The organism is Streptomyces sp. SA15 (assembly GCF_002291145.1).
Taxonomy (GTDB): domain Bacteria; phylum Actinomycetota; class Actinomycetes; order Streptomycetales; family Streptomycetaceae; genus Streptomyces.
The window spans coordinates 14,977-38,289 of the sequence record NZ_NTGE01000195.1 but is presented as its reverse complement, the minus strand read 5'-3'; the positions used below and the strand labels follow the sequence as shown (position 1 = coordinate 38,289).

Genomic DNA, 23,313 nt, shown 5'->3' with positions numbered 1-23,313 from the left:
GCTTACGCGCGCTCCCTCGACTCGGCGTTCAGCAGTTCCAGGCCGATGCCCTCGCGGGCCCCGCGCTGCGGTGGATGGAAGGCGATCGCGCTGAGCGCTCCCGCGAGCGTCGTGGCGAAGCCGCTCAGGGCGAAGCCGGCGCCGCCGGCCGCGCGCAACAGCAGACCGCCGATGGCGGTGATGTCGTCCTCGACGCGGTCACGTGCCTCGACCGCCAGGTTGAGCTGTTCGCCGACGGGCCGGTCGTCGTCCACGGCGCGCGCCGCGTCGAGCAGACCGTCCTCCAGGCGGCGGATCTCCTCGACCGCCCGGGTCCACCGCGGTGAGCCCGCGCGCCTGTCGGGCGGGGTCGCCTGGGCCAGGCAGGAGGCCACGCCGAGGTAGGAGGCGCTGATGAGCAGTTGGAACCAGAGGTAGCAGTCGGCGGCGAAGCGGCGGCCGGTCTCGCCCCGCAGCGGGAAGACGTGGTCGCGTGCGACGTGGACGTCGGACAGGCGCACGGCGTGGCTCTCGGCGGCGCGGAAGACCGGGCTCCGCCAGAACGTCTCGCGTTCCAGTCCGGGGGCGCCGGCGTCCACGAAGGCCTGGGCGTACCCCTCGGGGGAGCCGTCGGGCGCCCGCAGCTCCACCATCAGGGACATCAGGTCCATGCTGGTGGACAGGGAGCAGGGCCGCTTCAGCCCGGTGACGCGGTAGCCGGCGTCGTCGGCGTCGCGGACCGCCCAGCTCCCCAGGCTCCGCAGATCGCGGCCGGGAGTGGACTCGGCACCGCCGGAGGCGATCAGCTTGGCCTCGCTCGCAATGTCGCGGAGGATCACCCGGGCGTTCTCGTCCCCGGCCGTGGCGACCCGGCCGAGGGCGGCGATCTTGTAGTGGTGCATGGTCGTCGCGATGGCCGCCGACGGCGCCAGGGTGCCGAGGGCGAGCTGGAACCGTACGGCGTCGGCCGCCGTGTGCCCGGCCCCGCCGCAGTCCCGGGGGATCAGCAAGGTCGTGGCGCGGGTGTCCTTGAGCAGGGCGAACACGGCCTTTGCGTCCTGTTCGTACGCCTCGGGCGGCCGGGCCGCGAGCGCGGCGAACAGTCCACCCGCCACGGTGTCGAGCCTCGCCTCGGTGTCGGCGACGGCGGGCACGTCCTGGATCGCACCACCGGTCACGTGTCGTCCCCCTCGTGGGTGTGCAGCAGCCGCTTCACGGCGGCGTAGTCGGTCTTGCCGAGCGGAGTGCGCGGGAGCGTCGCAACGGTCTCGTACCGCTGCGGGAGCTGGTACGACAGCAGCCGGTCGGCGAGCCGCCGCTGGACCGCGCCCAGTTCGAAGGCGCCGTCGGTGACGATCAGAGCTGCCACCCGCTCGGTGGTCCCGGGGTCGGGGATGCCGACGACGGCGCTCTCCAGCACTCCGGGGCATTCGCGCAGCGCGGCCTCGACCTCGAGTGGTCCGACCTTGTTCCCGGCGACGTTGATGAAGCCGGACTGACGGCCGCGTACGTACCAGCCCTCGGGATCCGCCCGGATGATGTCCCGCGTCCTGAGCCAGCCGTCCTCGAACATCTCCGCGGTGGCGGCGGGTTCGTCGTAGTAGCCACGGGCGAGAGCGGGTCCACGGACGTACAGCTCATGGAGCGGCTCCGGCTCCGAACCGTCCTGCGCGGGGTTCGCGTCCGCGACGGGCTCAAGTCGCCACTCGACACCGGCGATGGGTTTCCCGATGGAGCCGCCACCGACGTACCGCTTGTCGAAGCAGATCACGCCGATCTCGGACAGCCCGTACACCTGACGCAGCGGCAGGCCGTACCGGCGCAGGAACTCCTCCTGCGTACTGGTCGCCAGCGGCGCGCTGCCGGATATGGCCATGCGCAGCGTCTTCAGCGACGTGGCCGGCGCCCCGCCGGCGGCGGTGAGCATCTGGTACATGACGGGCAGTCCGCTCATCAGTGTCACGCCGTGCCGGTCGATCTGCCGTGCCAGTCCCCGGCCGGTGAGCCGCCCGGCCCTGGCGAACACCACGGTCGCCCCGTTCAGCAGCGCCGGCAGGGTCAGGACATCGATGCCATGACAGTGCGCCAGCGGCAGTGCGCACAGCACCACGTCCTCGGGGCCCAGCGCCAACTCCCCGCTCCACAGCCGGACCCGCGCCTCGATGGCGGCCTGGCTCATGACGATGCCCTTGGGCTCACCGGTCGAACCGGAGGTGCAGTGCACGACGAAGTCGTCGGCGGCGTATCGGCTGAGCGCCCGACCGCGGTGCGTGCGCGCCCCGTCGACGGCCTCCAGCTCGAACCCGCCCGCAGCACAGGGGTCGTCCGGCCGCCGGTCGACCGCCAGCCAGGCCAGGTCGAACTTCGCCGCGCTGCGTTCCAACTCCGCCGCGGACAGGCGGCTGTCCAGCAGGACGGTGACGATGTCGAGCCTGGCGGCCGCGAGATAGAGCGCGAGAAACGTTCCCGGATCGTCGGCGGCGAGTCCCAGCACGTCACCCGGTTCGAACCGCCCCGACAGACGCTCGGCCGCGGCGTCCACCGCCGCCAGCAACTCCTCGTACGACCACGTGATTCCGTCGTGACCGACCACGGCCGACGCACGCGGGGCGGACATGGCCGTGACCCGGAACGCGGCGTAGAGCCCCTCCCCCAATGGATGCCCTTCCTGCTCCCCCTGCACGAACGGACATGCGACGCAGCCCCCGTGCAACCCCCTGCGAGTGTCTCGCAGCCACTCTCGGCGTGTGACGAAATCACGGACTCCTGTGCCTGGCAAGAACACGTCCATACTTCGAGAAATTGTTCAGCAAAGGCACATCAGCGTGGACGCAAGGGTACTTACGCCACCGTCGCACGCACGCGGAAACCGGCCTTCGTCGAGCTGGCGACAACTCGCCCATCCCATCCGCTTGTTGGGCATCAACCGGCCCCGATGAGGGTGACGCCGAGGAACGTCGCGGAGATCCCGGCGAGTTGGAGCGGGCGCAGACGCTCGTCGTCGAGCCAGCGTGCCAGGAGGACGGTGGCGACGGGGTACAGCGAGGAGAGGACCGACACCACGGGCAACAGGCCGGTGTGGGTGGCGTGGGCGTACATCAGATTGGCGGCCATGTCGGCCAGTCCGACCGCCACGGCGACCCCCAGCTGGGACCGGGTCCAGCGCGGCTGACGCTCACCTCGGCCGGCGCGCAGCAGCAGGACAAGACCGACGGCGACGACGTAGGCGGCCCGCTGGCCGAACAGGGTCTGGGGGACCGACGACCGGCTGCCCTCGGCTATGGCGATCAGGACCACCCCGAAGCCCGCGGCGGCCAGCAGCGCCAGGCCGATCGACTGCCCGGACGACGCACGTGCACCGGAGCCGGACCTCAACTCGGGTGCCACGGCCAGGCAGGCACCCAGGCCCGCCGTCGCCAGGCCGATGAACTGCAGCGGCGGAGGTGTCTGCCCCTGGACCACACCGACGACGACGGGAAGAACCACGGATGTGGAGGCCACCGGGGCCACCAGACCCATCTGCCCGATGGCCAGGGCCCGATAGAACGCGCCGAGGGCGACCGCTCCCGCCAGCCCCGCCACCACCCCCCAGGCCAGCGCTGCGGTGTCCAACGCCGGTTCCGCCGCGGCGACGAGGTACACGGCCGTGCTCACCAGGGCCGCCACCTGGGCCACGAAGATCACCGAGTACGCGGATCGCAGCCGCGACAACCGCCCCCCGGCGAAGTCCGCCGCGCCCCAAAGCATGCTCGACACCAACCCGAGTAAAAGCGCCACTTGAGTTCCCCCTCCGTACGTATCGCGCCGTGGCGTGCTGCCCCGGTCGCCGTATGGTTCGGTAAACCGACCCGACCGGGTTAGTTTGCAGTACCGTCCGGGCAGGACGACAAACACGCGCGGAACCGGCACCGGCGGAAGGCGGAAACGAGAATGGCAAGTGCTGCCGAGGCGGCGAACCGGGCGATCGCATACAACGTACGGGCACTGCGCGCCGAGCGTGGCTGGAGCTTGCAGACCCTCGCGACCCGCGCGGGTGTGAGCAAGGGCGTGCTCCTGCAGATCGAGAAGGCGCGCACCAACCCCAGTATCGCGACCCTGTGCCGACTGGCCGACGCTCTCGGTGTAGCGCTGGCGCGGCTGCTGCGGGACGCCGAGAACACCGCGGTCCGCGTCGTGCGGGACGGGGAGGCCGCCCGGCTGTGGGAGGGGCTGCCCGGCAGCAGCGGCCGACTCCTCGTCGGCTCCGAGCTGCCCAACGCCATAGAGATGTGGGACTGGCGCCTGGCCGCGGGCGACCGCTACAGCGGCGAGGAGCACGCGGCCGGCAGCTGGGAGATCGTCTACGTGCTGCGCGGTCAGCTGTCCCTCGACGTCGAAGGGCAGTCGGTCGTTCTCCACCACGGGGATGCCGCCGTGTTCGCCGCCGACCGCGAGCACAGCTACGGGAATCAGGCGGACGAACGACTCCACTTCGTGATGGCCGTCCTCCAGCCGGAGATCACCCCGGTACCGGCCTGAACGGATCGGCAACAAGTCAGCCACATCCCCGCAATATCAGGCCATCTCTGACCAGAAATACGGCGGACCGGTCGATTCGAGCACTATCCGATCACTCCTGTACCTACCGTCTGTGCCTGTTGCCCTTTTTCGACGGCCTCGTGCGGGCCATGAACGAGCCCGCCAGTATGAGGAGCTGCACGTATGGCACAGGTGCTCATCGTCAACCCGCCCAACTCCAACACCGTTCTCGACGGCGCCACCTGCACCGTCACGCGCCCGGAGGACCACACCGACTGGTCCAACTTTCCCAGCCTGGGCGTGCTGACCCTCGCCTCGGCGCTGGCGGACATCCCCGATGTGACGCCGGTGTACATCGACGGCACGGTCGTGCCCTGGCCCACCCTGCTGGACTACATCGACACCCATGCCGGCGACATTCTCGCGGTGTGCACCAGTGCGCTGACCGCCACCTATGAAGCCGCGCTCGCGATCCTCGCCCATGCCAAAGCGGTACGCCCGCGGATATGGACGGTCATGGGCAATGATCACTTCTCCGCGCTGACCGAGCAGTGCCTGACCAACCATCACGACTGCATCGACTTCGGTTTTCGTGGCAACGAAGTCGTCGGCCCCTTCCGCGCGCTCATCGCGGACCTGAACGCCGGCCGACTTCAGGAACCGGCGGCCTACCCGGGTATCGCGGTCTGGCGCGACGGACAGGTCATCTCCGTCCAGCAGCGGCCCGAACCGGTCTTCACCGCTCTGCGCCACGACCTGGTCGACGCCGTCTTCGACCACACCACGCCCTACAAGGCCAACTTCCAGACACGCGTCGCCCCGCAGTTACGCAAGATGCTCGGCGTGGAACTGCACGCCGGCATGCCCGTGGAGATCGGCCGGGGCTGTATCAAGTTCCGCCGCAACGACGCCTGTTCGTTCTGCTCGATCCAGTTCGGCGGAATGTGGAAGAACTCGGTCCACGACCCGCACGCGGCCTGGCAACTCGTCGAGCACATGAGCCACAACGCCTACGACTACCTCTATCTGACCGCTGACGAACTCCCCTTGACCTTCGGCGGCCTGCTGCGCGGCATGCTCGACGAGGCCCCGCAGTGGTGGACCCGGACCCCGGAGAACGAGCGTCCGGTCATGGTGGGCTATGCGCGTGCCGACGGGCTGTCCAACCCCCGCCATGCAGAAACGCTTCGCCAACTCGGGGTGCGGCAGCTCATGGTGGGCCTGGACGCCGGGGCGCCGGTCTCCCTGATGGCGATGAACAAGCCCTTGAGCCCGATCAAGGACAACGATCCCGCCCATCGAGCGGAACTCATGTTCGACCACAATGTGCGGGCCATGCAGACAGCTCGGGATCACGGCCTGCTGCTCAAGGTCGGTTTCGTCATCGGTCACCTGGGCATGACCCCCGAACTCCTGGCCGACAACATCGCCTCGATGCAGCGGCTGATCGATGCCGGGAAGGGGGTCATCGCCTCCCTGGACGTCGAAGTGCTCTCTCCCGAGCCCGGCTCCCTGGACTACCGCTACCTCACCGAACCGGAACTGGCCGGCCAGGCGGCCGACCGCCTCGGCCTCTCCGTCGCCGCCGAACCCGACCGCCGCGACATCGCCTCGCACTGGAAGGAGCTCGACGTCATCGACCGCGAGGCGGCGATGGCCGAGTACGTCGCCGCGGTCATGCCCGGCCTGACCCTGGACGACCTCGCCACGGCACGCGGTGGGCTGCGCGAGTACGGCAAGGCGACGGGCATCGTCATCGGAGAGTGAGAGCCTGTGTCACATCTCCGGTCGTGAGGGTGGGACTCGCGGTCATGCCGGTCGCTCATCGAGTGTCATTGCTGACTTCGGCGGGATTCAGGTGCCTACCTTGGTCGGCATGGTCACATGGATCACGCTGACGGGCCTGGCCTCCGCGGCCTCCGTGGTCTCGCTGGTCCTCGCCGGAGGGACGACCCCGCTGGAGTGGGGCGCGGGGCCGCTGACGGTGGACTCGCTGCCCCGTGTCACGTACGTCGCCCATCGCGGCGGCGCCCGAGAGGTCCCCGAGAACAGCATGTCGGGCCTGATGGCCGCTTACCAGCGCGGTACGGCGCAGGTGCTGGACTTCGACACACGGATGCTGCGCGACGGCACGCTCGTCGTGATGCACGACCCGACCCTGAACCGGACGACGTTCCTGGGCGGCGAGGTGCGCGGGCTCGACGGCCGCGAATGGCAGGCGGTGCGGCTGCGGCCGAGGGACTCGTTGCCCGGGAGCTGGCGGTCGGAGCGGCCGCCGACGGTGGCTGAGGTGCTGGACCGTTTCGGCGGGCGGATCATGCTGATGCTGGAGGCGAAGGACCCGCACAGCCTGGGCCGGCTGGCCGCGCTGATCCGGGCCCGGGGGCTGACCCGCTCGGTCTTCGTCAACTCCAACGACCCCGAGGTGGCCCGCCGCGCCCACCGGATGGGCCTGCTCGCCCAGTTGTGGCGCTCGGCCGAGCAGCTGCGCCGGGACCGGCCCGAGCGCTGGCGGTCCTACGTCGACCTGCTGGACGTCGATCACCGGGCGCGGGACGCGGACCTTGTCCGGGCGGTGCGCTCGGGCATCCCGCGGGTGTGGGCGCACACCGTACTGACCCCGGGCCAGCGGGACCGGGCGCTGTCGCTGGGCTGCGACGGGATCATCACGGACGCGCCTGGGCGGCTGGCGCGGCATCCCGTGCGGGGGGTTCAGGGCCTGTCCGGCGGATCAGGTCGCAGGAAATCGGCGGCGACCCGTCAACGCCGGTGAGCGGGGTCTGGTGCGTCCAGCTGCAAGGCGGAGGAGGCTGTGACATCAGCCGCTGCCGCGGCGGGCGACGCGATGGGGGTCCCCTCGCGCGAGGTTGTTCGAGCGTGGGGGAGTCGGCGAGTGACGACAACGCGGCAGATGGGCGCCCGCCGCGGAGCGGCTAGTGTCACTGCGACCCCGCGTCTGCGACATGATCCGCCGGGCAGGCCCCTAGCGGGGGACGAGGCCGTAGAGGGCGTAGTCGACGAGGGTGTCGGTGTACTCGTAGGAGATCGGGCCGGTGTACTGGAGCCAGCGCTGGGCGAGGGGGGAGACCCAGAGTTCGAGGGCGATGCGCGGGTCGATGTCCTGGCGCACCTGCCCTGCCTCCTGTGCGGCGCGCAGCCGGTCCATGTACAGCTGGAGCGAGGGCTGGAGGAGCCTGGCCACGAGTTCCCGGCCGAGTTCCTCGTTGACCACGCCTTCGGCGGCCAGGGCGCGGGACGGTGCCTCGAAGCGGGGGTCCTTCAGCTCGTCGACGGTCGCCCGCAGTACGGCCTTGAGGTCGGCGGCGAGGTCGCCGGTGTCCGGTATGGCGTACGACTCCTGCCCTGCCTCCCGTGACGCCTGCTCGGCGAGGTCGAGGAAGGCCTCCATCAGGACCTCCGCCTTCGACGACCACCACCGGTAGATCGTCTGCTTGCCGACACCCGCGCGGGCGGCGATGCCCTCGATCGTGGTCTTGGGGTAGCCGAGCTCGACGACGAGTTCGAGGGCGGCGTCGTAGATCGCGCGACGGGACTTCTCGCTGCGGCGGGTGGTGTCAGGAGCGGGCTTCTGCAGGGTCATGGATCGAATTTAACAGGTTGACAAGACGGAGCGTCTCGCTGGACAGTGGGTCAGGTCGGAGCGAGACGTTACGTCTCGCCACTGTGCGAACATCAGGAGGAGGCTGTTATGGCCCGAGGCGGAGAGAACACGCTGGGCGTCGGCGGCACGCGGAGGAACCTCGGCCGCAAGGCCCTGCGGGGCGGCGCCCAGGACGGCCGGTTCGGTGGCGGGGTCGACCGCCAGGCCCAGAAGCGGGAGCTGCTGCGCAAGCTGCAGGAAGAACGTACGAGTAAGGCGAGCAAGGCAAGCAAGGGGAGCAAGGAGGGTCGTACGAGCGACGAGTCGTCGTGATCAGGGCCGGTCCGCCGGTGGCCAGGGGTCGCCCCAGGTCGCGTCGCGGGCCGCCTTGTACAGGTCGCCGTGGCGTTTGGTGACCGTGCGGCGGTTGAGGTGCTCGTCGGTCTCGCAGAGGTCGAGGAGCACCTGGCCCTTGCGGATCTGCGGGCGCCGGACCACCCGGGAGGGGGCCGGTGTCACGGGGAGGCGGGTGGCGGCGACGTACGCGAACTTCTCGTCCTCGTAGGCGAGGGAGCCGCCCTTGACCTGGCGGTGCAGGGAGGACCGGCTGACCCGGGCCGAGAAGTGGCACCAGTCCTCGCCGGGGACGATGGGGCAGGCGGCGCTGTGCGGGCAGGGGGCGGCGATGTGGAAGCCGGCGGCCATCAGGCGGTCACGGGCCTCGATGACGCGGGCGTAGCCGTCGGGGGTGCCCGCCTCGACGATCACCACGGCTTGCGCGGCTGCCGCGGCGGCGGCGACGAGGGCGGCTCGGTCGGCGGCGGTCAGTTCGTTGAGGACGTAGGAGACCGTGACGAGATCGGTGGCCTCCAGGGTGAGTGCCGCTCCGATGCGAGTGCGCTGCCAGCTCGTGTTGTGCAGTGCCGGGTTGGCGGTGGCGATCTCCTGGCCGAGGGTGAGCGCCGGCTCGGACCAGTCGAGGACGGTGACGGGGCGGGTGCCGTGCCAGGTCGCGGTGACGGCCCAGGTCGCGGCGCCGGTGCCGCCGCCGACGTCGACGTGGCTGCGGGGGGTCCAGTCGGGTACGGCCTCGGCGAACGCCTCCAGCGCCGAGTGCACCGCCTCGTAGGTCGCGGGCATCCGGTAGGCGGCGTACGCGGCGACGTCGGCGCGGTGCCGGAGAATCGGGGCGTCGGTGGGGGTGGTGCCCCGGTAGTTGGCGATCAGCCGGTCCACGGCTTGCGCGGCCTCGCGGGGCGGGAGGCCGTCGAGGAGGGTGGCGAGGCTGCGGCGGAGGGCGTCCGCCGGGGGTACGGGGGCGTTCACCCGGCGATTCTATGTTTGCCCGCGTTGGTGCCGGCCTCGCTGGGGGCTTCGCCCCGCCCCCAGGCCCCTGGCCTATCCCCCACCGCCCGACTCGGCCGGTGGAGAGGCGACCGTCGCCCGGAGGCTCCGCCCCCATCCCCCGGCCCCTACGTCCCCCGAACCGCCCGCGCCACCCACGTCCCCGCCGCCGCCCGCGGCCTGCTGTCCGGTTCCCGTCTGCGTGGGTGGACCGTGTTCGCCAGCAGCACCAAGAACGTGTCCGTCGCCGGGTCCAGGACCAGCGACGTCCCCGTGAATCCCGTGTGCCCGGCCGCTCCCCGCCCCGCCAGCTCGCCCATGAACCACGGCTGGTCCAGGGCGAAACCCAGTCCCGGCTCGGTCAGCATCAGTTCCACGAAGTCCGGGCCCAGGATGCGCGCCGGGCCGTACGCGCCGCCCGCCAGCAGCGCGCGGCAGAGGATCGCCAGGTCCCGGCCCGTCGAGAACAGGCCCGCGTGACCGGCAACCCCGCCGAGCGCCCAGGCGTTCTCGTCGTGGACCACGCCCCGCAGCATCCCCCGGTCCGCTTTGGCCCAGGGCCGCCGCTGGTCCTCCGTCGCCGCCGCGCCGGGGCACGGGCCGAAGCGGGTCGCCGTCATGCCCAGGGGACGGGTGATGCCGTCGTGGACGAGGACATCGAGGGTGCGGCCGGTGACGCGTTCCAGGACGTGTTGGAGGAGGAGCAGGTTGAGGTCCGAGTAGCAGTACGTGCCGGGGACGCCGATCGGTGGCTCCGCACGGAGCATCGCCAGGCGTTCGGTGTCGTCGGCGCAGTCGTGGAGGGGGAGTTCGGGCCGCAGGCCGGAGGTGTGGGTGAGCAGATCCCGTACGGTGATGCCGTGCTCGGCGGCCCCGCGGAAGTCCGGCAGGTACGCGCCCACCCGCGCGTCGATGCCGAGCGTGCCCCGCTCGATCTGCTGCACGGCGGCGACCGACGTGAAGAGTTTCGTGAGGGAGGCCAGGTCGAAAGGGGTGTCGACGGTCATCGGGATGCGGGCGTCGGGCGGCAGTTCCACGCCGGCGTCAGCTTGGGGGTCGTAGGACGCGTACCGGACGGCCCAGCCGGCCGCCTCCTCGACGGCGATCACGGGGCCGCGCCCGACGACCACGACGGCGCCCGCCGCCCAGGGGCGCTCGCCGCGGGTGAGGTTCTGGACTTCCTGGACGAGGTGCCGGAGTTGCCCGGGGTCGAGTCCTGCCTTCTCCGGTGTGTCGCTGCGCAGTCTCGGTGCGCTCAGCTCTCTGCTCCCTCCACACTCGCACGTCTGTTCCAGGGACGGCACATTCCCACGAAGCAGGCCAGTGCCACCAGTGCGGCGGCCAGTTGGACGACGGCCATCGGGACGGCGGTGTGCTCGCCGGCCACGCCGACGAGCGGGGTGGCGATCGCTCCGACGAGGAAGGAGGACGTACCGAGCAGGGCGGACGCGGAGCCGGCGGCCCGCTTGGTGCGCATCAGGGCGAGCGCCTGGGTGTTGGGAAGGGTGATGCCCATGGCCGACATGAGGACGAAGAGGGCGGCGGCGACGGGGGCGAGGCCGACCTCGCCGAAGACGCCCAGCGACATCAGCAGCAGCGCGGTCGCGGCAGTGGTGACGATCGTGAGTCCGACCGCCAGCACCCGGTCCAGGCTCACCCGCCCGACCAGCACCTTGCCGTTGATCTGGCCGACGAGCACCAGGCCCACCGAGTTGAGCCCGAACAGCAGGCTGAACGTCTGCGGCGAGGCGCCGTAGATCTCCTGGATCACGAACGGCGAGGCCGAGATGTAGGCGAAGAGGGCCGCGAAGGCGAAGCCGCCCGTGAGCATGTAGCCGGAGAAGGCGCCGTCGGCGAGCAGGCCACGCATCGCGCCCAGGGCCTCGCCGACGCCTCCGGAGTGGCGTTCGGCGGGTGCGAGGGTCTCGGGGAGCTTGACCCAGACCACCGCGGCCAGCAGCACCCCGAGGACCGTGAGGACGACGAAGACGCCCCGCCAGTTGGTGATCCGCAGGATCTGTCCGCCGATGAGCGGCGCGACGATCGGGGCGACCCCGGAGATCAGCATGAGGGTGGAGAAGAAGCGGGCCATGGCCATGCCGTCGTAGAGGTCGCGTACGACGGCTCGCGCGATGACGATGGCGGACGCGCCCGCGAGGCCCTGCGCCAGCCGGAAGGCGATCAGGAGCTGGACGTTGGGGGCGAGCGCGCAGAGGGCGGTGGCGACGATGTAGACCGCGAGGCCGATGAGCAGCGGGCGTCTGCGGCCCCATCGGTCGCTCATCGGGCCGACCACCAGTTGCCCGAGCGCCATGCCGACCAGGCAGGCCATGAGGGTGAGCTGGACGGTGGCCGCGGGCGCGCTGAGGGACTTGGTGACCTCCGGGAGGGCGGGGAGGTACATGTCCACCGCCAGCGGGGGCGTGGCGGTGAGGCCGCCGAGGATCAGGGTGACGAGCAGACCGGTGCGGCGCAAGGAACGGGCGGCCGGTTCCGGTTTCGGTACGGCCGCCTGCGACGGGTGCGATATGTCAGAGATGTCTGATGTATCCGATATGGACGGCGCCTCCTGCGGTGCCTCGGCCGGCGCGTCGCGCTCGGTCATGTGCCCCTCCCTTTCCGAGTGATCCGCCACCTATGCTCTCAGCTCGTACGGAGTGCCGAGGGGTGCCGAGGGTCACGTGAGCGAGGGTGGGGCCGCAATGACGGAGCAGAGCGTGCGCTGGGGGATTCTGGCGACGGGTGGGATCGCGGCGGCGTTCACCGCGGATCTGGTCGATCTGCCGGACGCTGAGGTCGTGGCGGTGGCCTCCCGGACGGAGGCGTCGGCGACGGCGTTCGCGGAGCGGTTCGGGATACCGCGGGCGTACGGCGACTGGGACGCGCTGGCGCGGGACGAGGACATCGATGTCGTGTACGTCGCCACCCCGCACTCGGCGCACCGGGCGGCCGCCGGTCTGTGTCTGGAGGCCGGGCGGAACGTGCTGTGCGAGAAGGCGTTCACGCTGAACACGCGGGAGGCCGAGGAACTGGTCGCGCTGTCCCGGGCCCGCGGGAGCTTCCTGATGGAGGCCATGTGGATGTACTGCAACCCGGTGATCCGGCGGCTCGCCGATCTGGTGCTGGACGGGGCGATCGGCGAAGTGCGCAATGTGCAGGCGGACTTCGGGCTGGCCGGGCCCTTCCCGCCCTCGCACCGGCTGCGTGACCCTGAGCAGGGCGGGGGCGCGCTGCTGGATCTGGGCGTGTATCCGGTGTCGTTCGCGCAGCTGCTGCTCGGCGAGCCGGCGGACATCGCCGCGCGGGCCGTGCTCTCCGACGAGGGCGTCGATCTCCAGACGGGAGCCCTGCTCTCCTGGGAGAGCGGCGCTCTGGCTTCGGTGCACTGCTCCCTCATCGGCGGTACGGCCACCACCGCCTCCGTCACCGGCTCGCAGGGCCGTATCGACATCCCGTACGGCTTCTTCCACACCGACAGCTTCGTGCTGCACCGGGACGGCCGCGACCCCGAGGAGTTCACGGCCGGCCCGGCGGACGGTCCCCGGGGCAGCCTCAAGCACGAGGCACGCGAGGTGATGCGGGCCCTGCGGGCCGGCGAGACCGAGTCCCCGCTCGTCCCGCTCGACGGCACGCTCGCCGTGATGCGGACGCTCGACGCGATACGGGACCGCGTCGGCGTCCGCTATCCCGGCGAATCCCCCCGGGAAACGGGCGAGCCGGAACTCACGCCGGCTTGAGCCCCTGCTCCCCCACCTCCGTCACGAAGGACGCGGCCGTCGCGATCGGCGCCCCCGGCGTGAGCACGTACGGCACGGTCTTGAAGTCGGCCCGCGCCCGTTCCTGACCCAGGGCGACGGTCACATAGCCGCGCCGCCCGTTGTAGAACTTCAGGTGCGGGTTGGCGGTCATGTAGGTGTCCCAGGTCGCGGGCTTGTCGGCGCCGTCCCGACCGCTGGAGATCGAGGTCGCCACGATCTCCGTGCCGAGGGTCGGCGAGGCCTGGTCGTCGAAGTCGTCCTTGATGTCGAAGGCGTACGCCGAGTGGACGTCACCGCTGAGCACCATCAGGTTCTCGACACCGGCCGCCTTCGCTCCGTCGAGGACGCGCCGACGTGAGGCCCGGTAGCCGTCCCAGGCATCCATCGACACCCGAGACGGCGTGGTCAGGTCGATGTGCCGCTGGGAGAACATGACCTGCTGCGGGACGACGTGCCACAGCGCCCTCGAGGCGCGCCACCCGTCGAGCAGCCACCGCTCCTGGGTCTCGCCGGTCATGGTGCGCGCCGGGTCGTCGGACTCGGGGCCGGGGGCGTGCGCGACATCGCCGTACGCCTGGTTGGAGCGGTACTGGCGGGTGTCGAGGACGTCGAACTGGGCGAGTCGGCCCCACTGGAGGCGACGGTAGAGCAGCATGTCGGGGCCGGCGGGCTGCTGGGGGCGGCGCAGCGGCTGGTTCTCCCAGTAGGCACGGTAGGCGGCGGCGCGGCGGAGCAGGAACTCCTCCGGAGGAACGCTGTTCTCCGGGATGTCGTCTGCGTAGTTGTTCTCGGTCTCGTGGTCGTCCCAGGTGACGACGAAGGGGTGCGCGGCGTGGGCGGCGCGCAGGTCGGGGTCGGACTTGAAGAGGGCGTACCGCAGGCGGTAGTCCTCCAGCGTGACCGTCTCCCGGTTGAAGAGGGCGGGGAGCGTGCGGTCGGTGTAGTTCCGCCGGCCGCCGACCGCGTCGACCGCGTACTCGTACAGGTAGTCGCCGAGGTGGAAGACGACGTCGACGTCGTCCTGGGCGAGATGGGCGTACGGGGTGTAGTAGCCGTCGTGGTACGCCTGGCAGGAGACGGCGGCGAGGGTGAGGGCCGAGGCCTGGCCCCAGGGCGCGGGCGCGGTGCGGGTGCGGCCGGTCTCGCTGACCCAGTCGCCCACCCGGAAGCGGTAGTGGAAGACGCGTCCGGGGTCGAGGTGGCTCACCTCGACGTGCACGGCGTGGTGGAACTCGGGGTGCGCGGTGACGGTGCCCCTTCTGACGATCCGGCGGAAGCGGTCGTCGTGGGCCAACTCCCAGCGGACGGTGACCCGTTCGGCGGGCAGGCCGCTGTCGGGCTGGTACGGCGCGGGGGCCAGCCGGGTCCACAGGAGCACGGAGGTGGGCAGCGGGTCGCCGGAGGCGACGCCGAGGGTGAACGGGTTCTCGTTGATCTTCGCGGCGTCGAGTTCGGCGGCGGCCGCGATGCCGGCCGACGGCAGATTGGTCGCGAAGGCGAGCGCGGCGGCCGCCGAGGTGACGGTCAGGAAGCGGCGGCGGTTCAGGTGGCGTGCGGCGGCGCGGAGTTCGGGGGCGTGCTGGGACGGGCGTGCTGCGGGTGTCATCCGGTCCTCCCCTGACGAATGGGTCCAGGGGGCATTCGAGTGGCCGGGGACGACCTGTGATGGGCACGTACACAACAGCCGAATGGCGGATGGATGAGTTCCGCATGGCGGGCCCTCCCTTACGCTGCGGGCCCATGAATGCCAAGCAAACTGCGAAGATTTCGAGGATCGCGGTGGTGACCGGGGCGGGTTCCGGCATCGGTCGCGCGGTCGCCGTGGAACTGCTCCGCGCGGGGTGGTCGGTGGCGCTGGCGGGGCGCCGGATCGAGACGCTGGAGGAGACGGCGGCCCTGGTGCCCGACGGGGCCTCCATCGCCGTACGGACGGACGTGTCGCGGCCGGACGACGTGGCCGCGCTGTTCGCCGCCACCGTCGACCGCTTCGGACGGGTCGACCTGCTGTTCAACAACGCGGGGACGTTCGGACCGGGCGGCGTGCCGGTCGAGGAACTGCCCTACGACGCCTGGCGGCACGTGGTGGACACCAACCTCAACGGGGCGTTCCTGTGCGCGCAGGCGGCGTACCGGCAGATGAAGGAGCAGGACCCGCGGGGCGGCCGGATCATCAACAACGGTTCCATTTCCGCCCATGCGCCCCGGCCGCACTCGGTCGCCTACACCGCGACCAAGCACGCGCTGACGGGGCTGACCAAGTCGCTGTCCCTCGACGGGCGGCCGTACGGCATCGCGGTCGGGCAGATCGACATCGGCAACGCGGCCACCGACATGACCGCGCGGATGCAGGCCGGGGCCCTTCAGGCCAACGGGGAGATCGCGCCCGAACCGGTGATGGACGTCGCCGATGTGGCGCGCACGGTGCGGCACATGGCGAAGCTGCCGCTGGAGGCGAACGTGCAGTTCGCGACGGTGCTGGCGACGACGATGCCGTACGTGGGCCGGGGCTGAATCACAACCTGCACAACCGGAATATAACCGTCCGCTGCATTGTGGCCGGTGGCAGGCTTATGCTCTACATCTCCTGCACCAGAGCTTCACACTTGAGGCACTGGTCTTCCGCAGGCCAACCCGAGGGGGGTGGCGGCAGCCGTTCCACGGGACCGGGTGGGGGTGGACCCCGCGTGGGACCGCGGGGTACGCACCGGTGCGTGGAACGGCTGTCGCGTAAGACGGGGAATCAGGCCCTGACGCTCATCGCCCGAGGATCCGGTCGACGTCGGCCAGTTGCTCGGCGGTGAGCGGTCCCTTCTCCAGGGCCCCCGCGTTCTGTTCGGCCTGGGCGACCGAGCGGAAGCCGGGGATCGGGATCGTGCGCGGGCTGCGGGCCCACAGCCAGGCGAGGGCGCCCTGGGCGAGCGTACGGCCGCCGCTGGTGAGGACGTCCTTGAGGGCGTCGACGCGAGCGGTCCATTCGGGATCGGCGCCGGAGCCCTCACCGAACCCCTGAAGCCACGCCGGGGGCCGGCTGCGAATGTCCCCGGCCTGCAAGGGCTCTTGGCGCTTGCCGGCCAGCAGACCCATGGCGAGCGGGCTCCGGTTGACGCTCGCGAGGTTCGACTCCTCGCACAGGGCGATCATGGCGGGCGCGTCATTCAGCACATTGATCGCGTGCTGTACCGCCGTACAGTGCTTCCCCTCCGCGAACACGGCGGCGCGCGCCGGGTCGTCGGTGCTCCACGCGTACGCGCGGATCAGCCCCTCGCGCACGAACTCCTCGCAGACGTCGCGGAGTTCGGCGGCGCGCTCGGGGTCGGCGTCGGAGAGGTGCAGCTGGTAGAGGTCGACGTGGTCGGTGCCGAGGCGGGTGAGGGAGGCCGTCAGCGCGCGGCGGGCGTAGGCCGGGGTGTCGTCGCCGCCGGTGAGGGTGCGGGTGTCCTCGTCGAAGACGTTGCCCCACTTGGTGGCGAGGACGACGTCGTCCCGGCGCTTGCCGAGGGCCCGGCCGAGGACGCGTTCGCTGTGTCCGGCGCCGTAGGTGTCGGCCGTGTCGAAGAAGGTGACGCCCAGGTCGAGGGCGCGCCGGACGGCCCGTACGGACTCCTCGTCGTCGACCTTGCCCCAGCCGAGCGGCTGACCGTCGGGGTCCTGCCATTCGCCGCCGATGGCCCAGCAGCCGAAGCCGAGCGCGCTGACCTCGATACCGCTACGGCCCAGTGTCCGTGTGATCTCCATACCGGAGCACGCTAGGAGTTGGAGTGCACACGAAGGCAAGGCCTCCGTACGGATCTTTCAGGCCTGACCGGTCTCGAAGCGGGTGATCCTGCCGTCGTCGTCGATCGTGAAGTTCCAGCGGGTGCGCATCTCGCCCCAGGTGTCGTTGCTGTAGCGGGCGATGAGGGCGCGGCCGCCCCGGGACTCGTTGTCGACCTCCATGTGACCGTGGGAGGAGAAGATCTCCCGGTCGATCCAGTCGTCGAGGTCGCGCTCGGACCCGTCGTCCGCCATGGTCGCGCCGGGTGCGAGGAGCGACAGGAAGGCCTCGCGGTCATGGGCGTTGACGGCGGTGACGAAGGCGCGGACGGCCGGGTCACTGAGTTTGGCGGTCTGAATCGTCATGCCAGTCAGACTCACACCGCTCCCCCGGGCCCGCCACCCGAGGCTGCCCGGGCCGCCCGAGTCCGCCCGGGTCCGCCCGGGTCCGCCACCCGAACGGCGCCGCGGGCGGGGCCGCGAGGTGTCAGGAGTGCGAGGGTGGAAACGCGGAGGGGGCTGCTCCGGGCTGTTTCTGACGGCTGCTTCGGGAGACATCGTGACCTCTTACGACCGACGTGATCTGGGCCTGCTGCTGCTCCGGCTGGGTACCGGCGGCGTGCTGGCCGCGCACGGCACGCAGAAGCTGTTCGGGTGGTTCGGCGGGCACGGGCTGGAGGGCACCGGCCAGTTCATGGAGTCCGTCGGGTACGTGCCCGGGAAGGCGAGCGCCACGGCGGCCGGATTGGCCGAGACCGGCGGCGGCACGCTGCTGGCCCTGGGTCTCGCGACTCCGGCCGCCGGTGCGGCGGCGGCCGGGGCGATGGCGGGCGCCTCCGCGGTGCACGTGCCGAACGGCTTCTTCAACCAGAGCGGTGGCTACGAGTACGCGGCGACACTGGGCCTGGCCGCGACCGGCCTCGCCGTCGCGGGCTCCGGGCGGCTCTCCCTCGACCACGCGCTCGGCCATGTCTTCGACCGCGGCTGGATGGTGCCCGCGGCGTTCGCCGCGACGGCGGCGGTCACCGCGGTGGTCGTGGGGGCGCGGAACAGGAGGCTGCAGAAGGAGGAACAGGAGGAGGCCGCAGGCCAGTTCGAGGAGCAGGAGGCGCTGTTCGGCGAGTAGGAGGCGCCGTTCGGGGAGTAGGAGGCGCCGTTCGGGGATTTCCGGGCACGTGTCCTGCGCACGGCCCGGCGTGCCAAGCTGCCCGTATGACGGATCAGGCCACCCCTGCCGAGACGACCGCGGACCTCTGGAACTCCATCGACGGCCTCTGGGCCTGGCTGGAGGCGAACCGCCCGGTCGGCGGCCGGGAAGGCGTGCTGCTGCGCATGCTGAAGCTGTCGGAGGAGGTCGGCGAGGTCGCCCAGGCGGTGATCGGGGCGACCGGACAGAACCCGCGCAAGGGCGTCACGCACACCTGGGAGGACGTCCAGGGCGAGCTGTGCGACGTCGTGATCACAGCGCTGGTGGCCCTGCGCACGCTCACCCCTGACGCCCGCGAGGTCTTCGCCGGGCATCTGGCCCGGGTGACGGAGCGTTCGCTGGGCTAGCCGGCTCCTGTAGCTGGTCCTGCTTCCTGGTGGCCCGCGAGCGCCCCGGACCGAGTGTCCGGGGCGCCGGGCCGCGGTGGCCGCTTTCCTTACACCGCGGCGATGCCCTCCAGAGTGGTTGATGAGGCTGGTGAGGTGAAGGGCTTCGACTGCCGCGTCAGGGTCTCGTAAGGACTGCCATCGCACTTCCATCGCGATAAATATCTCGCAAGATGTGTTAACAACGCCGACAACTTCTGCTAACAATGCCCTCCACCAGCAACACCCGCCCGCGGTGAGAGGACCTCAGCCATGCCATCGACCCCATCGACAAGAAGCACCTTCATCGTGGGGGCGGTCGCCGTCGCCCTCCTGGCCGGCGGATGTGCCGGGGCCGGAGGAGGCGGGACCAGCGGCGGGGACAAGAGCATCAACGTGCTGATGGTCGGCAACCCGCAGATGGAGGACATCGCGCAGCTGACGAAGAGCACGTTCACGAAGGACACCGGCATCAAGGTGAACTTCACGATCCTTCCCGAGAACGAACTGCGCGACAAAGTCACCCAGGACATCGCCACCAAGGCCGGTCAGTACGACGTCGCCACCATCGGCGCCTACGAGGTGCCCGTCTGGGAGAAGAACGGCTGGCTGCAGGAGCTGGGCTCGTACGCCGACAAGGACACCAGCTTCGACAAGGCCGACCTGCTGGGGCCCATGGTCCAGTCGCTGTCCGGCTCGGACGGCAAGCTCTACGCCCTGCCGTTCTACGGCGAGTCCTCCTTCCTCATGTACAACAAGGACGTCATGAAGGCGAAGGGCATCACGGTGCCCGAGCGGCCGACCTGGCAGCAGATCGCCGACATCGCGGCAAAGGTCGACGGGGCCGAGCCCGGCATGCGGGGCATCTGCCTGCGCGGTCTGGCCGGCTGGGGCGAGCTCGGGGCCCCGCTGACGTCCGTGGTCAACACCTTCGGCGGCACCTGGTTCACCAAGGACTGGAAGGCGCAGGTCAACAGCCCGGCGTTCAAGAAGGCCACCAACTTCTACGTCGATCTGGTGAGGAAGCACGGAGAGGCGGGAGCGGCGCAGGCCGGGTTCACCGAGTGCCTGAACGCCATGAGCCAGAAGAAGGTCGCCATGTGGTACGACGCGACCAGCGCGGCCGGATCGCTCGAGGACCCCAGCTCCAGCAAGATCGCCGGGCACGTCGGCTACGCCTACGCACCGACCGTCGAGACGAAGAGCAGCGGCTGGCTGTGGAGTTGGGCGTGGGCCATGCCCAAGACCACCAAGAAGGCCGACGCCGCCTCGCGGTTCATGCTGTGGGCCTCCAGCAAGAAGTACGAGAAGCTGGTCGGCGAGAAGCTGGGCTGGTCACGGGTGCCGGCCGGCAAGCGGGCGAGCACGTATGAGATCCCGCAGTACCAGAAGGCCGCCGGGTCGTTCGGCGACATCACCCTGAAGTCCATCGAGCAGGCCGACCCGTCCAACCCCGGCGTCCAGCCCAGGCCGACGGTGGGCATCCAGTACGTGGCCATCCCCGAGTTCCAGGACCTGGGAACCAAGGTCACCCAGGAGATCTCCGCCGCCATCGCCGGCAAGACGAGCGTGGACAAGGCGCTGAACGACGGCCAGAAGCAGGCCGAGGAAGTCGCCAAGAACTACCAGAAGTGACCTTCACGCCCGGCCGGCGCGCCTGCCGGCCGGGCGTCGCTTCCCTACCCGGCCTCCCCCCAGTGCCTCAGGGCCTGGGATGTGCCCCATGTGCCCCCATCCGGCGGAGAAAATTTCATGACCACGCTCACCGCTCCCCCCAAGGCAGCACCACCGCCCATCCGTCCTCGGACCGGCTCGGCCGTCACCAAGTGGCGGCGCCGCGTCCCGCTCCTGCCCGCGCTGATCTTCACCATCGTCGTCACCCAGCTGCCCTTCGTGGCCACGATCGTGATCTCCACCTTCCAGTGGAACATCCTCAAGCCGGGCGACCGGCACTTCACCGGCCTGTCCAACTACGCGTTCGTCTTCACCGACGAGCGGCTGCGCGCGGCGGTGCTCAACACCGTCGTCCTCACCGCGTCGGTGGTGCTCGTCAGCGTGGTCCTCGGACTCGGCCTGGCCATGCTGCTCGACCGCCGCTTCGTCGGCCGCGGGCTGGCGCGCACCCTGCTCATCGCCCCGTTCCTCGTCATGCCGGTCGCGGCATCGCTGCTGTGGAAGCACGCCATCTACAACCCCGACTACGGCCTGCTCAACGGCACCCTCAACGCCGTCTACCGGTTGTTCGGCGCCGACCACGGTCCGACGGTCGACTGGGTGTCCTCGTACCCCATGCCCGCCGTCGTCGTCTCCCTGGTCTGGCAGTGGACCCCGTTCATGATGCTGATCCTCCTGGCCGGCCTCCAGGCGCAGCCCGGTGACGTGCTGGAGGCGGCCCGCGTGGACGGAGCGTCGGCCATGGCGACCTTCCGCCACATCACCCTGCCGCACCTGCGCCAGTACCTCGAGCTGGGCATCCTGCTCGGCACGATCTACGTCGTGCAGACCTTCGACGCGGTCTACACCATCACCCAGGGCGGCCCCGGCTCCCGGACGACCAACCTGCCGTACGAGATCTACCTGACCATGTTCCGCAAGTACGAGTACGGCGAGGCCGCCGCCGCAGGAGTCGTCGTCGTACTCGGCTCGATCGTGATCGCGACCTTCGCGCTGCGCACCATCGCGTCGCTGTTCCGCGAGGAGGCGTCCCGATGAGCAAACAGGCAGCGACCGGCACGCTCGTGCGACGACTCCGGACCCGCCGACGCGGCGACAGCCCCGCGCAGGAGCCGCGGCTCTCACCGCTGTGGACGTTCGTCGCCTGGCTCGCCACCCTGGCGTTCTTCGCGCCGGTGGCCTGGATGGTGCTCACCTCCTTCCACCAGGAGGCCGACGCGGCGACCAACCCGCCGACGCCCTTCGCCCCCTTCACCCTCAGCCAGTACGAGCTGCTGTTCAGCCGCGACATCACCCCCTTCCTCCTCAACTCGGCCATGGCCAGCGTCATTTCGACACTGCTGGTGCTCGCCCTGGCGGTGCCAACGGCCTATGCGCTGTCCATCAAGCCCGTCGAGAAGTGGACGGACGTGATGTTCTTCTTCCTGTCCACGAAGTTCCTCCCGGCCATCGCGGCGCTGCTGCCGGTGTACCTGATCGTCAAGGACATCGGGATGCTCGACAACGTGTGGACGCTGATCGTCCTCTACACCGCCATGAACCTCCCGATCGCCGTGTGGATGATGCGCTCCTTCCTCGCCGAGGTCCCCAAGGAGATCCTGGAAGCCGCCGAGATGGACGGGGCGAACCTGCTCACCGTGCTGTGGCGGGTCGTCGCACCGATCGCCATGCCCGGACTCGCCGCCACCTCGCTGATCTGCTTCATCTTCAGCTGGAACGAGTTCATGTTCGCCGTCAACCTCACCGCGACGCAGGCGTCGACCGCACCGGTCTTCCTCGTCGGCTTCATCACCAACGAGGGCCTGTTCCTGGCCCGGCTCTGCGCCGCCGCCACGCTGGTCTCCCTGCCGGTCCTCATCGCCGGTTTCGCCGCCCAGGACAAGCTGGTGCGGGGGCTGTCGCTGGGAGCGGTGAAGTGAGGCCGGCCATCGGGGCACCACACGCACTCCCGACCGCACCCGAAACGGAGCACCACCCCATGTCCCAGCAGATCCGCCGTGTCCTCGTCCGGTCGATCGATGACATCACCGTCGAGTACGTCCCCGCGCCGACCGCCGGCGAAGGCGAACTGCTCGTCCGTACCACCGTGGTGGGCGTCTGCGGATCCGACACCCATGCCGCCCTCGGTCACCATCCGTTCATGCCGCTGCCCTACCGGCCCGGGCACGAGGCGGTCGGTGTCGTCGCCGGTGTCGGGCCCGGCGTCGGCGGGTTCGGCCCAGGTGACCGGGTGATCATCGAGCCGAACCTGGTGTGCGGGCAGTGCGCCCAGTGCCGTGACGGGCGCTACAACATCTGCCAGGAGTTGAAGGTCTTCGGCTGCCAGACCCCCGGCGCGATGACGGACCTGTTCACCATCGCCGCCGACCGTGTCCACCGCGTCCCCGACGGCATGACCGACGTCGAGGCGGCACTCGTCGAACCGTTGGCGACCCCGGTGCACGCCGTGGTCAAGGCCGGCGACCTCAGCGGACGTACCGTCGCCGTCCTCGGCGCCGGACCCATCGGCCTGCTCGTCCTCGCCGCCGCCCGGCACGCGGGCGCCGCCAGGATCGTCGTAACGGATCTGCTGCCGGGCAAGCGGGACCGGGCCCTGCGCCTGGGTGCCGACGCCGCGCTGCCCGCCGACGCCCCCGACCTCGCCGAGCGGGCCAGGGAGGCGCTCGGCGGGCCGGCCGATGTGGTCTTCGACTGTGTGGCGCGCGAACAGTCCATGGCCCAGGCCACCGACCTGGTCACCAAGGGCGGCCGGATCATCGTCGTCGGGGTCGGGGCCGCCGGAGCCACCCCCGTCCGCCTCGACCTGGTGCAGGACCGCGAGATCCGCATCGAGGGAACGCTGATGTACACGGCCGACGACTACCGCACCGCCCTCGCCCTGATCGCCTCCGGCACCGTGGACGTCGACGAGATCGTCACCGCGACCTTTCCGCTGGAGGAGGCGGCCAAGGCCTTCGCCGCGTCTCTCTCCCCGGAGCACGTCAAGGTGCTGGTCACCGTGGACGCGGCGCCGTAGGCGTGCTGTCCGGGCACGCTCGTGACGGGTGGAGCCGGGGCGCCGTGCGCGGACGACGGCTCCCGGCTCCTCCCGGCCCGTGTGCGAGACTTCGAGGT

At 70.6% G+C, this 23,313-nt stretch carries 22 protein-coding genes; 12 read left to right on the top strand and 10 right to left on the bottom strand.

The features are described from left to right. Window positions 1–2: 2 nt before the first annotated feature. The 3 genes from CLM62_RS41335 to CLM62_RS41325 form a co-directional block, all read right to left on the bottom strand. The gene (locus CLM62_RS41335) at window positions 3–1,157 is read right to left on the bottom strand and encodes an acyl-CoA dehydrogenase family protein (RefSeq protein ID WP_095755024.1); all 1,155 of its coding nucleotides are present in this window, start codon (window positions 1,155–1,157) and stop codon (window positions 3–5) included. Next, window positions 1,154–2,635 carry a class I adenylate-forming enzyme family protein gene (locus tag CLM62_RS41330; protein ID WP_218835665.1) on the bottom strand — a complete coding sequence of 494 codons (1,482 nt, stop codon included), beginning with the start codon at window positions 2,633–2,635 and terminating at the stop codon, window positions 1,154–1,156. Before CLM62_RS41330 ends, CLM62_RS41335 begins: the two co-directional genes overlap by 4 nt. 266 nt (window positions 2,636–2,901) lie before the next feature. Further along, on the bottom strand, window positions 2,902–3,756 hold the full coding sequence (locus tag CLM62_RS41325; protein ID WP_306457972.1) for an EamA family transporter: 855 nt from the start codon (window positions 3,754–3,756) through the stop codon (window positions 2,902–2,904). Between the two features lie 153 nt (window positions 3,757–3,909). Between CLM62_RS41325 and CLM62_RS41320 the strand changes: the two genes are divergently transcribed. The 3 genes from CLM62_RS41320 (at window position 3,910) to CLM62_RS41310 (ending at window position 7,270) form a co-directional block, all read left to right on the top strand. Continuing rightward, entirely contained in the window at window positions 3,910–4,497 is a 588-nt protein-coding gene (locus tag CLM62_RS41320) for a helix-turn-helix domain-containing protein (protein ID WP_095755021.1), read from the top strand. 183 nt (window positions 4,498–4,680) lie between these two features. Then, the gene (locus CLM62_RS41315) at window positions 4,681–6,264 is read left to right on the top strand and encodes a radical SAM protein (protein ID WP_095755020.1); all 1,584 of its coding nucleotides are present in this window, start codon (window positions 4,681–4,683) and stop codon (window positions 6,262–6,264) included. Between the two features lie 109 nt (window positions 6,265–6,373). Next, window positions 6,374–7,270, top strand: a complete 897-nt coding sequence (locus CLM62_RS41310) for a glycerophosphodiester phosphodiesterase (protein ID WP_095755116.1) — start codon at window positions 6,374–6,376, stop codon at window positions 7,268–7,270. 210 nt (window positions 7,271–7,480) lie between these two features. Here CLM62_RS41310 and CLM62_RS41305 read toward each other — a convergent pair whose 3' ends face one another. Continuing rightward, on the bottom strand, window positions 7,481–8,098 hold the full coding sequence (locus tag CLM62_RS41305; protein ID WP_095755019.1) for a TetR/AcrR family transcriptional regulator: 618 nt from the start codon (window positions 8,096–8,098) through the stop codon (window positions 7,481–7,483). A gap of 108 nt (window positions 8,099–8,206) precedes the next feature. On the opposite strand from CLM62_RS41305, the gene CLM62_RS41300 reads away from it, so the two are divergent. Further along, the gene (locus CLM62_RS41300) at window positions 8,207–8,431 is read left to right on the top strand and encodes a DUF6243 family protein (protein WP_095755018.1); all 225 of its coding nucleotides are present in this window, start codon (window positions 8,207–8,209) and stop codon (window positions 8,429–8,431) included. On the opposite strand, the gene CLM62_RS41295 is transcribed toward CLM62_RS41300, so the two are convergent. The 3 genes from CLM62_RS41295 to CLM62_RS41285 form a co-directional block, all read right to left on the bottom strand. Continuing rightward, window positions 8,432–9,424, bottom strand: coding sequence for a small ribosomal subunit Rsm22 family protein (locus CLM62_RS41295; protein WP_095755017.1), 993 nt, complete (start codon window positions 9,422–9,424; stop codon window positions 8,432–8,434). Window positions 9,425–9,570: 146 nt separating this feature from the next. Beyond that, window positions 9,571–10,746, bottom strand: a complete 1,176-nt coding sequence (locus CLM62_RS41290) for a serine hydrolase (RefSeq protein WP_095755016.1) — start codon at window positions 10,744–10,746, stop codon at window positions 9,571–9,573. After that, window positions 10,698–12,047, bottom strand: coding sequence for a multidrug effflux MFS transporter (locus CLM62_RS41285; protein ID WP_095755015.1), 1,350 nt, complete (start codon window positions 12,045–12,047; stop codon window positions 10,698–10,700). Before CLM62_RS41285 ends, CLM62_RS41290 begins: the two co-directional genes overlap by 49 nt. Window positions 12,048–12,144: 97 nt before the next feature. Here CLM62_RS41285 and CLM62_RS41280 point away from each other — a divergent pair, with 97 nt between their 5' ends. Further along, window positions 12,145–13,179 carry a Gfo/Idh/MocA family protein gene (locus CLM62_RS41280; RefSeq protein ID WP_095755014.1) on the top strand — a complete coding sequence of 345 codons (1,035 nt, stop codon included), beginning with the start codon at window positions 12,145–12,147 and terminating at the stop codon, window positions 13,177–13,179. Here the strand turns inward: CLM62_RS41280 and CLM62_RS41275 are convergent. Further along, a complete protein-coding gene (locus CLM62_RS41275; RefSeq protein WP_095755013.1) occupies window positions 13,166–14,806 on the bottom strand; it encodes an alkaline phosphatase in 1,641 nt (546 codons plus the stop codon). The two genes, CLM62_RS41280 and CLM62_RS41275, sit on opposite strands and share 14 nt — an antisense overlap. A gap of 134 nt (window positions 14,807–14,940) precedes the next feature. Between CLM62_RS41275 and CLM62_RS41270 the strand changes: the two genes are divergently transcribed. After that, window positions 14,941–15,711: an SDR family oxidoreductase gene (locus CLM62_RS41270; RefSeq protein ID WP_095755012.1), complete on the top strand. Its 771-nt coding sequence runs from the start codon at window positions 14,941–14,943 to the stop codon at window positions 15,709–15,711. Window positions 15,712–15,954: 243 nt separating this feature from the next. Here CLM62_RS41270 and CLM62_RS41265 read toward each other — a convergent pair whose 3' ends face one another. Together CLM62_RS41265 and CLM62_RS41260 are read right to left on the bottom strand one after the other, a co-directional pair. After that, the gene (locus CLM62_RS41265) at window positions 15,955–16,935 is read right to left on the bottom strand and encodes an aldo/keto reductase (protein WP_095755011.1); all 981 of its coding nucleotides are present in this window, start codon (window positions 16,933–16,935) and stop codon (window positions 15,955–15,957) included. A 57-nt stretch (window positions 16,936–16,992) separates the two neighbouring features. Continuing rightward, window positions 16,993–17,319 carry a hypothetical protein gene (locus tag CLM62_RS41260; protein ID WP_095755010.1) on the bottom strand — a complete coding sequence of 109 codons (327 nt, stop codon included), beginning with the start codon at window positions 17,317–17,319 and terminating at the stop codon, window positions 16,993–16,995. Window positions 17,320–17,512: 193 nt separating this feature from the next. On the opposite strand from CLM62_RS41260, the gene CLM62_RS41255 reads away from it, so the two are divergent. The 6 genes from CLM62_RS41255 to CLM62_RS41230 all read left to right on the top strand — a co-directional run bounded on the left by CLM62_RS41255 (window position 17,513) and on the right by CLM62_RS41230 (window position 23,215). Further along, window positions 17,513–18,079, top strand: a complete 567-nt coding sequence (locus CLM62_RS41255) for a DoxX family protein (RefSeq protein WP_095755009.1) — start codon at window positions 17,513–17,515, stop codon at window positions 18,077–18,079. 86 nt (window positions 18,080–18,165) lie between these two features. Beyond that, window positions 18,166–18,507 (top strand): MazG-like family protein, encoded by a 342-nt coding sequence (locus tag CLM62_RS41250; RefSeq protein WP_095755008.1) that lies wholly within the window; start codon window positions 18,166–18,168, stop codon window positions 18,505–18,507. Window positions 18,508–18,798: 291 nt separating this feature from the next. Further along, entirely contained in the window at window positions 18,799–20,160 is a 1,362-nt protein-coding gene (locus tag CLM62_RS41245) for a sugar ABC transporter substrate-binding protein (RefSeq protein ID WP_095755007.1), read from the top strand. Between the two features lie 117 nt (window positions 20,161–20,277). Next, on the top strand, window positions 20,278–21,237 hold the full coding sequence (locus tag CLM62_RS41240) for a carbohydrate ABC transporter permease (protein WP_095755006.1): 960 nt from the start codon (window positions 20,278–20,280) through the stop codon (window positions 21,235–21,237). After that, window positions 21,234–22,118 carry a carbohydrate ABC transporter permease gene (locus CLM62_RS41235; RefSeq protein WP_095755005.1) on the top strand — a complete coding sequence of 295 codons (885 nt, stop codon included), beginning with the start codon at window positions 21,234–21,236 and terminating at the stop codon, window positions 22,116–22,118. Before CLM62_RS41240 ends, CLM62_RS41235 begins: the two co-directional genes overlap by 4 nt. A gap of 59 nt (window positions 22,119–22,177) precedes the next feature. Then, window positions 22,178–23,215 (top strand): zinc-binding dehydrogenase, encoded by a 1,038-nt coding sequence (locus tag CLM62_RS41230; RefSeq protein WP_095755004.1) that lies wholly within the window; start codon window positions 22,178–22,180, stop codon window positions 23,213–23,215. Window positions 23,216–23,313 lie beyond the last annotated feature (98 nt).